The 14063-nt window shown below is 62.7% G+C and carries 15 protein-coding genes and 1 pseudogene; 8 read left to right on the plus strand and 8 right to left on the minus strand.

The genetic code is table 11. From position 1 onward, the window contains the following. A pseudogene (locus tag NCN05_RS02890) lies at nt 1–149 on the plus strand (RNA recognition motif domain-containing protein); the annotation flags it as partial. Between the two features lie 13 nt (nt 150–162). On the opposite strand, the gene dusA reads toward NCN05_RS02890, so the two are convergent. Continuing rightward, complete coding sequence (gene dusA / locus NCN05_RS02895; protein ID WP_250396915.1) at nt 163–1158, minus strand: tRNA dihydrouridine(20/20a) synthase DusA; 996 nt, start codon at nt 1156–1158, stop codon at nt 163–165. Nucleotides 1159–1198: 40 nt separating this feature from the next. Between dusA and msrB the strand changes: the two genes are divergently transcribed. Together msrB and NCN05_RS02905 are read left to right on the plus strand one after the other, a co-directional pair. After that, nucleotides 1199–1702, plus strand: coding sequence for a peptide-methionine (R)-S-oxide reductase MsrB (gene msrB / locus NCN05_RS02900; protein WP_115131434.1), 504 nt, complete (start codon nt 1199–1201; stop codon nt 1700–1702). Further along, nucleotides 1674–2942, plus strand: coding sequence for a BaiN/RdsA family NAD(P)/FAD-dependent oxidoreductase (locus NCN05_RS02905; RefSeq protein ID WP_250396916.1), 1269 nt, complete (start codon nt 1674–1676; stop codon nt 2940–2942). The genes msrB and NCN05_RS02905 overlap by 29 nt, the downstream gene beginning before the upstream one ends. Here NCN05_RS02905 and NCN05_RS02910 read toward each other — a convergent pair. Genes NCN05_RS02910 through NCN05_RS02920 form a run of 3 tightly spaced genes read right to left on the minus strand, consistent with a single transcriptional unit; the run spans nt 2917 to nt 7129 of the window. Further along, a complete protein-coding gene (locus tag NCN05_RS02910; protein ID WP_250396917.1) occupies nt 2917–4176 on the minus strand; it encodes a type II secretion system F family protein in 1260 nt (419 codons plus the stop codon). The two genes, NCN05_RS02905 and NCN05_RS02910, sit on opposite strands and share 26 nt — an antisense overlap. Before the next feature lie 18 nt (nt 4177–4194). Then, nucleotides 4195–5271, minus strand: a complete 1077-nt coding sequence (locus tag NCN05_RS02915; protein ID WP_250396918.1) for a type IV pilus twitching motility protein PilT — start codon at nt 5269–5271, stop codon at nt 4195–4197. A gap of 10 nt (nt 5272–5281) precedes the next feature. Further along, nucleotides 5282–7129, minus strand: a complete 1848-nt coding sequence (locus tag NCN05_RS02920) for a GspE/PulE family protein (protein WP_250396919.1) — start codon at nt 7127–7129, stop codon at nt 5282–5284. A 90-nt stretch (nt 7130–7219) separates the two neighbouring features. Here NCN05_RS02920 and grpE point away from each other — a divergent pair, with 90 nt between their 5' ends. From grpE to rsgA, 4 genes are read left to right on the plus strand one after another with little or no spacing between them, the layout of a single operon-like run. Next, a complete protein-coding gene (gene grpE / locus NCN05_RS02925; protein WP_250396920.1) occupies nt 7220–7897 on the plus strand; it encodes a nucleotide exchange factor GrpE in 678 nt (225 codons plus the stop codon). Continuing rightward, nucleotides 7897–9033: a molecular chaperone DnaJ gene (dnaJ, locus tag NCN05_RS02930; protein ID WP_250396921.1), complete on the plus strand. Its 1137-nt coding sequence runs from the start codon at nt 7897–7899 to the stop codon at nt 9031–9033. The genes grpE and dnaJ overlap by 1 nt, the downstream gene beginning before the upstream one ends. Next, on the plus strand, nt 9030–9257 hold the full coding sequence (locus NCN05_RS02935; RefSeq protein WP_115131438.1) for a sulfurtransferase TusA family protein: 228 nt from the start codon (nt 9030–9032) through the stop codon (nt 9255–9257). The genes dnaJ and NCN05_RS02935 overlap by 4 nt, the downstream gene beginning before the upstream one ends. 25 nt (nt 9258–9282) lie before the next feature. Then, on the plus strand, nt 9283–10164 hold the full coding sequence (gene rsgA, locus NCN05_RS02940; RefSeq protein ID WP_250397097.1) for a ribosome small subunit-dependent GTPase A: 882 nt from the start codon (nt 9283–9285) through the stop codon (nt 10162–10164). Here rsgA and NCN05_RS02945 read toward each other — a convergent pair. Genes NCN05_RS02945 through NCN05_RS02960 form a run of 4 tightly spaced genes read right to left on the minus strand, consistent with a single transcriptional unit; the run spans nt 10139 to nt 12975 of the window. Further along, the gene (locus tag NCN05_RS02945) at nt 10139–10480 is read right to left on the minus strand and encodes a YbaB/EbfC family nucleoid-associated protein (protein WP_250396922.1); all 342 of its coding nucleotides are present in this window, start codon (nt 10478–10480) and stop codon (nt 10139–10141) included. The two genes, rsgA and NCN05_RS02945, sit on opposite strands and share 26 nt — an antisense overlap. Nucleotides 10481–10504: 24 nt before the next feature. Further along, nucleotides 10505–11407 carry a UDP-N-acetylmuramate dehydrogenase gene (gene murB, locus NCN05_RS02950; protein WP_250396923.1) on the minus strand — a complete coding sequence of 301 codons (903 nt, stop codon included), beginning with the start codon at nt 11405–11407 and terminating at the stop codon, nt 10505–10507. After that, nucleotides 11404–12813, minus strand: a complete 1410-nt coding sequence (gene murC, locus NCN05_RS02955; RefSeq protein WP_250396924.1) for a UDP-N-acetylmuramate--L-alanine ligase — start codon at nt 12811–12813, stop codon at nt 11404–11406. Before murC ends, murB begins: the two co-directional genes overlap by 4 nt. 9 nt (nt 12814–12822) lie before the next feature. Then, nucleotides 12823–12975 (minus strand): hypothetical protein, encoded by a 153-nt coding sequence (locus NCN05_RS02960; protein WP_250396925.1) that lies wholly within the window; start codon nt 12973–12975, stop codon nt 12823–12825. Between NCN05_RS02960 and gap the strand changes: the two genes are divergently transcribed. Next, on the plus strand, nt 12974–13999 hold the full coding sequence (gene gap, locus NCN05_RS02965; RefSeq protein WP_038556735.1) for a type I glyceraldehyde-3-phosphate dehydrogenase: 1026 nt from the start codon (nt 12974–12976) through the stop codon (nt 13997–13999). The genes NCN05_RS02960 and gap overlap by 2 nt on opposite strands. Nucleotides 14000–14063 lie beyond the last annotated feature (64 nt).

A 14063-nucleotide genomic window follows, 5' to 3' on the forward strand; every position in this document is an offset into this window, starting at 1 on the left:
GTGCACGGGGCTGGGAAGACCGCAGCTATGGCGCCCGCGATAACGCTGGTGAGGGCAATGCCTACGACGAAGGTCGCAGCCGTCGTCGCCGTGGATCGTCCAGTGGCGGTAGCGATGACTATTCCGGTTACGGCGGGGCTGAGGGCTGACCTCAGCCGTTGATCAGAGGCCTGCGTCCTTGAGCTGCTGCCCGGCATTGCGCAGCACATCCAGATCGGCCCCTGGGCGCTGGGCTTTCTCTCCCAGCTCCCGGCGCCAGTGCCGCGCACCACGAACGCCTTCCACCAGTTGCACCAGGTGACGGCAGAGGTCCCAGATTCGTCCTCCTCGCTCCAGATGGGCGGCCGCATGGGGAAGCAGCCCGTTCACAACGTCTGACGCCAGGATCTGGCGTGATTCCTCCCCGAAAATGAGGGCATCGACGCTGGTCCAGCGCAGGGGATGGCTGTAGGCCGCTCGGCCCACCATGGCGCCATCGCACCCTTCCAGTGCCTGAAGGCAGTCTTCAGGGGATTCCAGCCCCCCGTTGATTTCAATCACCAGGTTGGGGCGGCGTTGCTTAAGCGCTACCACGCGCTCATGTTGCAGCGGAGGAATCGTCCGGTTCTGCTTGGGATCGAGGCCCTCCAGCCAGGCCTTACGGGCATGAACAGCGAAGCGGCTGGCCCCCGCCAGCGCCACCCGATCCACGAAGTTCGTCAGCAGCGCATCGCTGTCGAGATCGTCAATGCCGATCCGATGCTTCACGGTCACGGGGATTCCCCCTGCGTCCACCATGGCTTCCACGCAGCGGGCGACCAGATCCGGTTCCGCCATCAGGCAAGCTCCGAAATTTCCTGCCTGCACCTTCTGGCTGGGGCAACCCACATTGAGGTTGATCTCGTCGTAGCCCCAGTCCTGCGCCAGTCGTGCCGCTTCGGCCAGCAGGGCTGGGTCGTCCCCCCCCACCTGCAGGGCGATGGGATGCTCCACAGGATCGAAGTCCAGCAGCTTGTTGCGTCGCTTGCTGTGGTGCAGCGCCTGGGCCACCACCATTTCGCTGTAGAGCAGGGCCCTGCGGCTGATCTGCCGCATCAGCACCCGGAAGTGGCGGTCGGTGCAATCCAGCATCGGGGCCACACTGAAGCGGTAGGCAGCGGTGGATCCGGAGGCAGTCATCAATCCATTAGAACCGCCCGAGATTCCCGCTTCAGCACCGATGAGCTTGAGTGTCGCCGTTCTGTCCCGTCGATCGTTGCTGTTGGCGGCAATGGCAGGGGTGTTTGGCAGTCTCTGGAGACCTCAGCCTGTGCTGGCCGCATCCAAAGCTGGCGATCCCTCGTGGGATCTCAAGGCTGACCAGTGGCGTGAGCGGTTGTCTCCCCAGGCCTACGACGTGTTGCGCAATGAGGGAACGGAGCGCCCTTTCACCAGTCCTCTCAATGGGGAGAAGCGTTCCGGCACGTATCACTGCGCTGGTTGTGATGCAGCTTTGTTTTCGTCGGAGGCCAAATTCGACAGCGGCACCGGCTGGCCCAGCTTCTGGCAGCCCCTGGATGGAGCCATCGCCACGAAAGTAGATTTCAAATTGATCCTGCCGCGCACGGAATACCACTGCAGCCGTTGTGGTGGGCACCAGGGCCACGTGTTCAATGACGGACCGCGACCCACCGGCAAGCGCTACTGCAACAACGGTGTCGCCCTCCGCTTCCAGCCCGCTTGATCTGATCGTTGTTGGCGGTGGTCCTGCCGGGTATATGGCGGCGATCACTGCAGCTGAGCAGGGGGTTCGGCGGGTGCTGGTGCTGGAAGGCACCCCTGAGCCTCTCCAGAAGGTGCGCATCAGCGGTGGCGGTCGCTGCAATGTGACCCATGCCTGCTGGGACCCCCGTGAACTGGCGACCCATTACCCCCGTGGCAGTCGACCCCTGCGGGGGCCCTTCAGTCGCTTCGCCTGCGGCGATGCGATCGCCTGGTTTGACGAGCATGGGCTCACGCTGGTGGAGGAACCCGATGGACGGATGTTTCCGCAGCAGAACCGTTCTGAGGCCGTGATTCAGTGCCTGCAGAAGGCGGCAAGGGCGTCGGGTGTCCAGCTGCGCACGAAGGCGATGGTCCAGCAGGTGCGCGTTCACCCCGAGGGGGGGTTTGTGCTCGAGGGCCGCGGCCTCGAGCCTTTGCGTGGAGGCTGCTTGATGCTGGCCACGGGGGGGCATCCCAGTGGCCGAAACCTGGCTGCAGCCCTCGGCCATCAGGTGGTGCCGCCGGTGCCATCGCTGTTCAGCCTTGCCCTGCAGGCACCGGCCCTGTCGGCCTGCAGTGGTATCGCCATCGACGATGTGGGCCTTGATCTCAAGCTGGGCGATCAGCGCTTCCGCCAGACCGGGCGGGTGTTGATCACCCATCGCGGTCTGAGTGGACCCGCCACGTTGCGCCTCTCAGCCTTTGCCGCCAGGGCCCTTCATCAGAACCGCTACAGGGGTGAGCTGAAGTTGGATTGGAGCGCTGGCTTGGGGCGGTCGGGGCTGACCGAGCGGTTTCAGCAATGGCGACAGGAGCAGGCCCGGCGAACCCTTGCAGCAGCGAAGCCCTTCGACCATCTGCCTCGGCGGTTGTGGCAAGCCTTTTTGACCATGGCTGGGGTGGAGCCAGAGCGCCGTTGGGCGGATCTGCCGATCAAGGCGGAGCGTCGATTGGTGGAGCTGCTCTGTGCGCAGAGTGTGCCGATTCAGGGTCGTGGGCCGTTCGGGGAGGAGTTTGTCACTGCTGGCGGTGTTGCCTTGGGGGAGGTCAACCTGGCCACGATGGAGAGCCGCCGCTGCCCCGGTCTTTACCTGGCGGGTGAACTGCTGGATGTGGATGGGGTGACCGGCGGTTTTAACTTTCAGGCTTGCTGGAGCGGCGGTTGGCTCGCGGGCCTGGCCATCGCTGCAGTGCTCACTGGATCTGATCAAACACGCTGAACATCGGTAGATACATCGCCAGCAGGATGGATCCCACGATTCCGCCCACCACCACGATCATCGCGGGCTCGAGCATCGAGGTGAGCGCCTTGACCATGGCGCCGACTTCGTCTTCGTAGAAGTCAGCCACTTTGCTGAGCATTTTGTCCATCTCACCGGTTTCCTCGCCGATGGCCAGCATGTTCAGGGCCATGTTGGGCAGCACCTTCTGACGGATCAGCGCATTGCTCAAAAGCACGCCTTCCTGAACCATGCCCCGCGAGGCAAGGATGGCATCAGAAATGATGGCGTTTCCGGCGGTTTCGCTCGAGATCTCCATCGACATCAGGATCGGCACACCGGCCCGCGTGAGCGAACTGAAAATCCGGCAGAACTGAGCTGTCGCTGTCATCAGGATCAGTTCTCCGAAGAGTGGCAGCTTCAGCATCAGGCGGTCGATTGTTCGACGACCGTTGTGGGTTGCGTAGAACCGGCCGAGCAGCCAAGTGCAAATCAGAATGGCTACAACCCCATAGAGCGCCACAGGCGATCGCAGTAGTTCACTCAAGTCAACAAGCATTCGACTGAAGGCCGGCAGCTCGGTACCCAGGTCTTCGAAGATCCCCGCGAAAGTCGGAATCAGAAAGATGGTCATTCCCAGGAACACCAGGATGGCGATCACAAGCACGGCGACGGGATAGCCCAAGGCTCCCTTGATCTGGTTCTGAAGTTTGGCGTTGTCTTCCAGCAATTTGGCCAGTCGCTTCAGGGCTTCATCCAGTACACCGCCGGCTTCCCCCGCTTCCACCATGGCGATGCTGAGCTGATCAAACACCTTCGGCCACTGACGCAGGGCTGTTGCCAGGGCAATGCCCTCGTTGACGTCGAGGCTCACTTTGGTGAGCGCACGTTTGAACATCGGCAGCTTCTGCTGCGTCGCCATCAGATCGAGGCTGCGCACGATCGGCACGCCGGCATCGACCAGGGCCGCCAGCTTGCTGGCGAACACGGCTTTCTCTTTGACGCCCGGGGTTTTCTCAAACATGCGGTTGAGATCGATCGACTTGAAACCTGCCGTGTCGGCCCTGTCAGCTTTCCCGTCCTGGGTGCTTCCAGGGCTGACGGGCCGCAGCTCTTCGGCGCGAATGCCCCGACGCCGCAGCAGCTTTTTGGCTTCAGCCAGGTTGGCTGCCTTTATCTTTACTGTCCGCGGCTGTCCGGTGGGACCGGTGTATGAGGCAATAAAGGGGGGCATTAATGCTTATCTCTCCGTTCAGATTTCACCGATCAAGCGCTGCAATTCGCTCGGTTTGCTGGCTTTGCCCATCGCTTCGGCGCGGGACACATCCCCATTGAGCACAAGGTTGGCCAAGGCTTTTTCCAGGGTCTGCATGCCCTGTTCTCCCCCCGTTTGGATTTGGGAATAGAGCTGGGCTGTTTTGCCCTCGCGGATCAGGTTGGCGGTGGCGGGTGTGTTGATCAGGATCTCCTGCGCCATTACCCGACCGAACTGCCCCTCTGCCGGGTTCTGACGTCGGCAAAGGGTCTGGGAAAACACAGCCACCAAGCTGCCTGAGAGCTGCACACGGATCTGCGTCTGTTGTTCCGGTGGGAAGACGTCGACCATGCGGTCCACGGTCTGGGCGGCGGAGCTGGTGTGCAGGGTTCCGAAGACCAGATGTCCGGTTTCGGCAGCACTCACCGCCAGCTGAATGGTTTCCAGATCGCGCATCTCACCCACCAGGATCACGTCCGGGTCCTCCCGAAGGGCGGCGCGCAGGGCATTGGCGAAGCTGCGGGTGTCTTCGTTCAGCTGGCGTTGGTGCACCAGGCTTTTGTCGCTCTGGTAAACGAATTCGATCGGGTCTTCGATCGTGAGGATGTGTTCACTGCGGGTGTGATTGATGTGATCCAGTAGCGCCGCCAGGGTGGTGGTCTTGCCGGATCCGGTCGGACCGGTCACCAGCACAAGCCCTCGGGGCCGCGTGCTGGTCTCCAGCACCACAGGAGGCAGGTTGAGCCGTTCAACGCTGGGAATCGTGCTGCCAAGGGCCCGCAGGCAGGCGGCATAGCTGCCTTTCTGGCGGTAGACGTTCACGCGGAAGCGTGCAACTCCTTTGAGGCCGTAGGCGCAGTCCAGTTCCCAGGTCTGCTCCAGAGTCTTGCGCTGGCTGTTGTTCAACATCGAGAAGATCAGCTTGTTGCAGTCCTCCTCGGCCAGGGGTCGGTCCGTCATCGGACGCAGTTCACCGCTGAAGCGGCCGTAGGGCGGTTGACCTGTAGCGAGGTGCAGATCACTGCCACCGCCCTGCACCAGTTGTTCCATCAGGTCTTCGATCATCAGATCCATGACCGGCTCCTCAGTGGCGTGGTGTCAGGCAATAGGGACACTCGAGCCAGCCTTCCTGCAGACCGGCGCCGCATCCTTCACAGGTCATTGTGCTGAGAGCGCGGGCTCTGCGCTCGGATTCCAGCCCGGAATCTGTCAGCACCATCCGCCCCACCTCTTCCAGCGTGGTCTCGCCCCGTCGCACCAGTTCGAGGCTGTAGCCGAGCAGGGTCACCATTCCTGATTCCAGGGCGAGCTGGCGGATCACATCGGTGCTGGCGCCCTTGGAGATGGCGGTGGCCATGTCCTCCTGGATCCGCAGCACTTCATAAATTCCGACGCGGCCCTTGTAGCCGCTCCCCTGGCAATGGGGGCAAACCTGCTCGTTGGGGCCGTGATGATGCGCCCGGTAAAAGGTGACATCTGCTTCCCTGCTGGCCATCAGCCCGAAGCGGCCCAGCTCCCGTTCCTTCGGTCGGTAGGGCTCTCGGCAGTGGGAGCAGACCCTGCGCAGCAGCCTCTGGGAAATGATCCCGATCAGGGATGCCGACACCATGAAGGGCTCCACGCCCATTTCGTCTAGGCGGGCAATGGTGCTGGGGGCATCGTTGGCGTGCAGGGTGCTGAGCACCAGGTGACCGGTCAGGGCAGCCTCAATCGCTGTTTTGGCGGTTTCGAGATCACGGGTTTCTCCCACCAGCAGAACGTCCGGGTCCTGGCGCATGAAGGCCCGCAGTGCCGTGGCGAAGTCGAAGTCCTTGTCTCGGTTTACCTGGCACTGGGTGATGCCCGGAAGGGTGTATTCGATCGGGTCTTCCACCGTGGAAATGTTGATGCCCGGATCGTTGCGCTCGGCAAGAAGTGAATAGAGGGTGGTCGATTTTCCGGAGCCCGTTGGTCCAGTGACCAGGATCATTCCGAAGGGTTTGGACCCCAGCTCCCGCACCAGTGCCAGTGCGTCTGGATCGCTGATCAGCTTGTCCAGCCCCAGTTGAGTCGCTCCACTGTCCAGCAGGCGCAGACAGACCTTTTCCCCGAAGCGACTGGGCAGGGTGTTGACGCGGAAATCGATTACCCGGTCGCGGTACTTGCGGCGAATGCGGCCGTCCTGGGCCTGGCGCCGTTCGGCGATGTCGAGATCCGCCAGGATCTTGAAGCGGGATGTCACCGCAGGAATCAGGCGACTGGGCAGCGGCTCCACGTACTGCTGGAGCACACCGTCCTGGCGGAAACGCAGACGCAACCCCTTCTGCTGTGGCTCCACGTGAATGTCACTGGCCCCTACTGACATGGCCTGCAGCAGGATTCGGTCCACCAGCGTCACCACGGGTGAGGCTTCTGCATCGTTGAGGCTGGCCTCAAGGTCAATGGCATCCCGGGCCAATTGGCTGTCTTCGTCGTCGTTCTCCGGCACCTCATCGGGGCTGAAGCCGTGGAGAAAGGACTCAGCATTTACATCGAGAGTGCTACCGGTCTCGGCCGTTGCAGGGTTGCTCGACTGTTCTGTGGCTGGCGGTTTTTGTTCTGTTGGTGGTTGGTCCGTTTCTATGGCCAAGGCCCGCTGAAGATCCGCTTCGATGGCGGGGTAAAGGCGGATCGTGCGGTGATGCTCCGGCAGCTGATCGATCAGGTGTTGCCATTCCTGGTCTCGCCACTGGCTGGGGATCGCGATGTCCAGGTGGTCTGCACCGATTGCGATCGGCATGGCCTGCAGGGCCCGCCATTGATTCGGGCTGACGTCCGGGAGGGCGTCGCTGAGCAGCTTGCGGCTTGCCAGCAGTTGCTCTGGGCCCGGAACCGGTTGCTGCAACAGCAATTCAAGGGCGAAACGCTGCCGTGCCGTGTCGCTGGCATCGGGGGTGGGCAGCGTCAGAGTCATCGATGGCGACCGAGGTGCGGGCTTCCGCAGCTTGTGGGAGGTAAGCGTTGCCCTTCAACATGTCTAGACAGAAATCCTTGAGCGGTCAGCATGAGCGGCGACGCCTCCACCCCAGAGCAGGACCAGACCGTTGAGTCCGGTGCTGTTCCAGCCACGCCGGAGTCCGCTCCTGATGCGTCCGAGGTGACGTCTGAACAGGCTCCTGCAGCGGTTGATCCGGCGGATCGGATGCAGCAGCTCGAGCAGGAGTTGAGCGCGTTGAAGCAAGAGCATGAGACGCTCAATAGCCAATACATGCGCATTGCGGCGGATTTCGACAACTTCCGCAAGCGCCAGAGTCGCGACCAGGACGACATGCGTCAGCAGCTGGTCTGCTCGACTCTCACGGAGATTCTCCCCGTCGTCGACAACTTCGAGCGGGCCCGTCAGCAGCTGAACCCTGAAGGTGAGGAGGCCCAGGCGCTGCACCGCAGTTACCAGGGTCTGTACAAGCAACTGGTGGAGGTGCTGAAGCAGCAGGGGGTGGCCCGGATGGAAGTGGTTGGTCAGGAGTTCGATCCCAACCTGCATGAGGCCGTGCTGCGGGAGGAAAGCAGCGAGTTTGCGGAGGACGTGGTCTGCGAGGAGCTCCAGCGCGGCTACCACCGCGATGGGCGTGTGCTGCGCCACGCCATGGTGAAGGTGTCGATGGGTCCAGGACCATCAGATTCGGCGTCAGCGCCTGCTGAGGCCGTAGCGGCACCGGATCAGACGGCGGAGGAGGCCTGATGGCCGACTTCTACGACCTGCTCGGCGTCAGCCGGGATGTGGATCCCGACAGCCTCAAGCGGGCTTATCGGCGCATGGCGCGTCAGTACCACCCCGACATCAACAAGGATCCGGGAGCTGAAGACCGTTTCAAGGAAATCGGCCGCGCCTACGAGGTGCTCAGTGATCCCCAGACCAGAGCCCGTTATGACCAGTTCGGCGAAGCCGGACTTGGTGGTGCGGCCGGTGCCCCCGACATGGGGGACATGGGCGGATTCGCGGATCTGTTCGAGACGTTTTTCCAGGGCTTCGGTGGACCTGGGGCTGCTGGAGCTGGTCGGCCGCGGCGTCAGGGTCCTCAGCAGGGGGATGACCTTCGTTACGACCTGACCATTGATTTCGAGCAGGCGGTGTTCGGTCAGGAGCAGGAGATCAAGATCCCGCATCTGGAGACCTGCGACACCTGCGGCGGCAGCGGTGCCAAAGCGGGCAGTGGACCCACCACCTGCGGCACCTGTGGCGGCGCCGGGCAGGTGCGCCGTGCCACCCGAACTCCCTTTGGCAGTTTCACTCAGGTCGCCGAGTGCCCCAACTGTGGAGGCACGGGCCAGGTGATCTCGGATCCCTGCGGGTCCTGTGGTGGCCAGGGTGTCAAACAGGTGCGCAAGAAGCTGCGGATCAACATCCCTGCCGGGGTGGACACCGGAACACGGCTGCGTGTGACCGGCGAAGGCAACGCCGGACCCCGGGGAGGCCCGTCCGGTGACCTTTACGTGTTCCTCACCGTTCGCAATCACCCGCGTTTGCAGCGGGATGGCCTGAACATCTTCTCGGAGGTCAAGGTCAGCTACCTCCAGGCGATTCTTGGCGACACCATTGAGGTGGAAACCGTGGATGGCAGCAAGGAGCTGGAGATCCCCGCCGGCACCCAGCCCGGCACGGTGCTCACCCTGCCGAATCTGGGCATTCCCAAGCTCGGGAATCCGGTGGCACGGGGCGATCAGCGCGTGACGGTCACCGTGGATCTGCCGAAGCGGATCAGTGATGTGGAGCGGGAGCTCCTCGAGCAGTTGGCGGGTCACCATTCCGCCCGCGGCAAGCAACACCACCATCACAACAGTGGTCTGTTCGCTCGCTTGTTCGGTCAGAAGGGATGAGCAGGCGTTCCCTGGATCTGCGGGGAACGCCCTGTCCGGTGAATTTCATTCGCTGCAAGCTCACCCTCGAGCAGATGAACAGCGGTGACTGTCTCGAGGTCTGTCTTGATCGGGGTGAGCCTGAGGCCATGGTTCTTCCAGGCCTGAGGGATGCAGGCCATCGTGTGGAGTGCATTGACCAAACGCCGGATGCCATCACCATCGAGGTGATCTGCGGTGGTTGACACCGGCCGTTCGGTGGCATCCGGGATGGTGGTGGCGCTCCAGGCCAACTACCTGGAGGTGGAGCTGGATGTCGCACCCGATGGATGCCCAGGGCGGCTGCTCTGCACCCGTCGCACCCGGCTCAGCCATCGGGGTGAAGCCGTTTATGTGGGCGATCGGGTTCGCGTCGAGGCGATTGATCCAGGCCAGGGGCGTGCCGTGGTGGCGGAGGTCGAGCCACGCCACAGTTTTCTCACACGCCCACCGGTGGCCAACGTTTCCTTGGTGGCTGTGGTGTTGGCGGTGGAACAGCCCAGCTTTGACCCTGATCAGGCCAGTCGCTTCCTGTTGACGGCGGAACGGACCGGGCTGGAGGTGATCCTTCTGCTCACCAAAACAGACCTCCTCTCAGCTGCAGCGCTCGAGCGGCTTGTGACCCGGTTGCAGGGGTGGGGCTATGACCCGCTGGCGCTGTCCAGTGCAGCCGGAACCGGCATTGATGCTTTACGGCAGCGTCTGGCTGGTGCGCAGCTTTCGGTGCTGTGTGGGCCTTCTGGGGTGGGAAAGAGCAGCCTGCTGAACCAGTTGCGCCCTGACCTTCAACTGCGCACGGCTGCGGTGTCCGGTCGACTGCAGCGCGGGCGCCACACCACCCGCCACGTGGAGCTGTTTCCCCTGGGGCCGAGCGCGAGGGTGGCTGACACTCCCGGGTTCAACCGCCCCGATCTGCCGGATGACCCCCAGGAACTGGGGATTCTCTTTCCGGAGCTGCGCCAGCAACTTGATCCCTGGCCCTGTCGCTTCCGCGACTGCCTGCATCGCGGTGAGCCCGGCTGCGGCGTGTCCACGGACTGGGAACGCTATGCCCTCTATAAGGCCGCGTTGATCGAGCAGAGCAGCCTCAGCCGCCCATCCCGGGGAGGTTGAGATTCAGGCCACCGGTGAGTTCTTCCATCCGGCCCTTCATCGTGGCGGTGGATTGCTCATAGGCCGCCTGCAGGGCTTCAAGGGTGGCCTTTTCGCTGGCCTGTTGGCCCTCCTGCAGCAGGGCTGGGTCCAGTCGTACCCGCAGGGGTTGCTGGTTGCCCGACAGCCAAACGCTGGCGCGGCCATCGCTGCTCTTGCCTTCGATCTCCATCCCGTCCAGTTCGTCTTGCAGGGCCTGAGCGTTCTGCTGAATCTCCTGGGCCTTCTTGAAGGCTTCGGTGAGCTGGCCGAAATTGGGGAGTCCGAACCCTGCCATGGCGATCCTGTGGGAGCCGGAAGGTTAAGCCGCCGAAGCGAATCCCAGCCGCTTCACTTCGGGGTGCAGACGGATCCCGTGTTCGGCTTCGATGCGGTTCTGCACCAGCTGGATCAACTTGGCGATGTCCTTTGCCTCGGCATCACCGGTGTTGACGATGAAATTGGCATGCACGGTTGATATTTCGGCGCCGCCGATCCGGGTTCCCTTCAGTCCTTGCTCTTCGATCAGCCGTCCGGCCTTGAGCGGTTCGGGATTGCGGAAAACACTGCCGCAGCTGGGTTGTTGGTAGGGCTGCGTGGTGGTGCGGTGACTGAGGTTCGCCGTGGTGAGCCGCTTCAGTTCATCCGGATCGTGACCGGGCTGCAAGCGGAACCGTGCCGACAACACCACGAGGTTGTCGTCTTGAAGACGGCTGTGCCGGTAGGCGAAGTCCAGTTGATCCCGCTGCAGCTCAAAGCAGTTGCCCCCTTCCATGGGCATGACCCGCACCGACTCCAGCCATTCCGCTGTGCAGCCTCCCTGGGCTCCTGCATTCATCACAGCCGCACCGCCAGCGGTTCCCGGGATTCCAACCGACCACTCCAGACCATGCAATCCAGCGCGGGCAGCGCGTCTTGCCAGTGATGGGATCGGTTCGCCGGCGAGCACCTCCACGGTCCCCGTGGTGGCATCAAGCTGCAGCCCCTGAAGTTTGCGCAGACAGAGCGAGAGCCCCGGCAGGCCGTCATCGTGAATCAGCAGGTTCGACCCAGCGCCGATGACGCGGCAGGGCATGCCCTGGTGAGCGGCCCATTCGATCCAGGCCTGGGTTTCCTCAAGGCTGGCGGGTTCGGCCAGCCATTCGGCCGCTCCTCCCACCCGCCAGGTGGTGTAGTCCGCCAGCTTGACTCCAGCCTGCGGTAGGAGGGCATCGCACTGGGTCATGACGTCAGCCTTGACCACAGTCCATTCACGTCGCCAGCACCCATGGCCAGAACAAGATCGTTCTCGCGGCTGTGCTGGATCACCAGCTCGGTGAGTTGATCGAGGTTGTCTGCGACGGCGATTTCAAGATTCGGTTTCAGCTTGCGTACCCGATCCGCCAGGGCGTTGCTGCTGATGCCCTGCAGCGGTTGCTCGCCTGCGGGATAGACGGGAGCCAGCAGCAGCAGATCACAGTTCTGTAGGGCTTTGGCGAAGCCATCGAGGAACTGCCTGGTGCGGCTGTAGCGGTGCGGCTGGAACACCGCCAGGAGCCGTTGTGGTGCTGTGGGGAGCGGACTGCGGCCACTGCGCACCATCAGGCGTGCCATCTCCAGGGTTGCCTGCACCTCACTGGGATGGTGGGCGTAGTCATCAACGATGTGCCGGCCCTTCCAGGTGCCCCGAAGATCAAATCGGCGGCCCGGTGCCTTTAGGCCAGCCAGGCCCTCCACCAATTGGTCAAAGGGGAGACCTTCCATGCGGCAGGCGGCCAAGGCTCCTGTGGCATTGCTCAGGTTGTGCAGCCCGGCCATCGGCAGGGTGAAGTCGCCGACGGGGTGGCCGGCTTCATAGAAACGGGCGACGCAGCGATCGCCTTCAAGGCTCAAGGGCAGGGCGGCGAAGTCAACGGATTCGGCGCTCTGGTTGGACCACCAGGCCGTTGGCTGGAAATGTTCCTGCAGGATCGGGCAGTCGTGATTGGCCAGCACGCGATCGCAACCCCCTGCGAAGCGTTGCAGGGTGGAGATCAGCTCGTCGAGGCTGGAGTAGTGATCGGTGTGATCCAGCTCCAGGTTGGTGATCACCCCCAGGCTGGGGCTGAACTTCACCAGGGATCCGTCGGATTCATCCGCCTCGGCCACGAGCAGCTTCCCCTGGCCGGCGTGAGCATTGCTGCCGAGGCTGGGGACGATGCCTCCAATCACAGCGGTTGGGTCCTGATCGGCCTCCAACAGCAAGGTGGTGATCAACGTGCTGGTGGTGGTTTTGCCGTGGCTGCCGGCGACCGCAATGGAGGGTTGCTGCTCGATCAGAGCCGCCAGTAGATCGGAGCGATGCCAGATCTCCAGCCCCTGCTGACGGGCCCGCTGCAGTTCCGGATTGCTCTCAGGGATGGCTGTGCTGATCACCACCACCGGTGAGCCAGCGGCTGTTGCTTCCGTGACGGCATCAATGCAGGTGGCGTCCTGCTGACGGAAGACCTTCACTCCGAGGGTCTTCAGTTGTTGTGTTGTCGAATTGTCACGCGGATCCGATCCGCTGACCAAGTGACCGCGGTCAACGAGAATCCGGGCCAAAGCCGACATGCCAATTCCGCCGACACCGATGAAGTGGACTGGTGTCTGGCGGTCTAGCAGGCGCGGCAACGGAGGGCTTCAGTCCGAAGAAAGATAAGTCAGTTGGCGCTGCTTGTCTGCCGTGCTGAGGGCCGAATCGAGCTGATTGAAGCGGGGTGGAACAAGGTATTTCTGCTGATTTCTGTATGATCGGCGGCCAAAACCCTTGCGCGGCTTTGCCGCTTCTGCCATGACCCTGCGCGTTGCGATCAATGGATTCGGCCGGATCGGTCGCAATGTTCTGCGGGGATGGATCAGCCGGGGCGCTGACACCGGCCTGGAAATCGTGGGGATGAACTCCACCTCCGACCCCGCCACCAGCGCTCACCTGCTGACCTACGACTCCATCCTTGGACGTCTTGATCCCTCCGTCGACATCAAGACCACGGACAGCTCGATGTTCGTCAACGGTAAGGAGATCAAGTTCTTCGCCGACCGCAATCCCCTCAACTGCCCCTGGAAGGAGTGGGGCGTTGACCTGGTGATCGAGTCCACCGGTGTGTTCAACACCGATGAGAAGGCCAGCATGCACATCCAGGCTGGCGCCAAGAAGGTGATCCTCACCGCCCCTGGTAAGGGTGATCGCGTCGGCACTTTCGTTGTGGGCGTCAACGACGACCAGTACCGCCACGAAGACTGGGACATCCTCAGCAACGCCAGCTGCACCACCAACTGCCTGGCACCGATTGTCAAGGTTCTGGATCAGAACTTCGGCCTCGACTGGGGTCTGATGACCACCATTCACAGCTACACCGGCGACCAGCGGATCCTGGACAACAGCCACCGCGACCTGCGCCGCGCCCGTGCTGCCGCTCTGAACATGGTTCCCACCACCACCGGTGCAGCCAAGGCCGTGGCTCTGGTTTACCCCGAGGTGAAGGGCAAGCTCACCGGCTTCGCCATGCGCGTTCCCACCCCGAACGTCTCCGCTGTTGACCTCACCTTCGGCCCCTCCCGCGCCGCCAGCGTCGACGACATCAAAGCAGCCATCAAGTCGGCTTCCGAGAACGGCATGAAGGGGATCATCAAGTACAGCGATCTGCCCCTGGTGTCCACCGACTACGCCGGCACCAACGAGTCCACCATCTTTGATGCCGACCTCACCTACGCCATGGGTGACAAGGCTGTGAAGATCCTGGCCTGGTACGACAACGAGTGGGGCTACAGCCAGCGTGTTGTTGACCTCGCCGAGGTGGTGGCCAAGAACTGGAAGTGATCGCCAGTTGATCACTTTTTTGATCCCTCCCGATCTGGGGGGGATTTTTTTTGGTCAGCCACTG

The organism is Synechococcus sp. MU1651 (assembly GCF_023630635.1).
GTDB lineage: Bacteria > Cyanobacteriota > Cyanobacteriia > PCC-6307 > Cyanobiaceae > Parasynechococcus.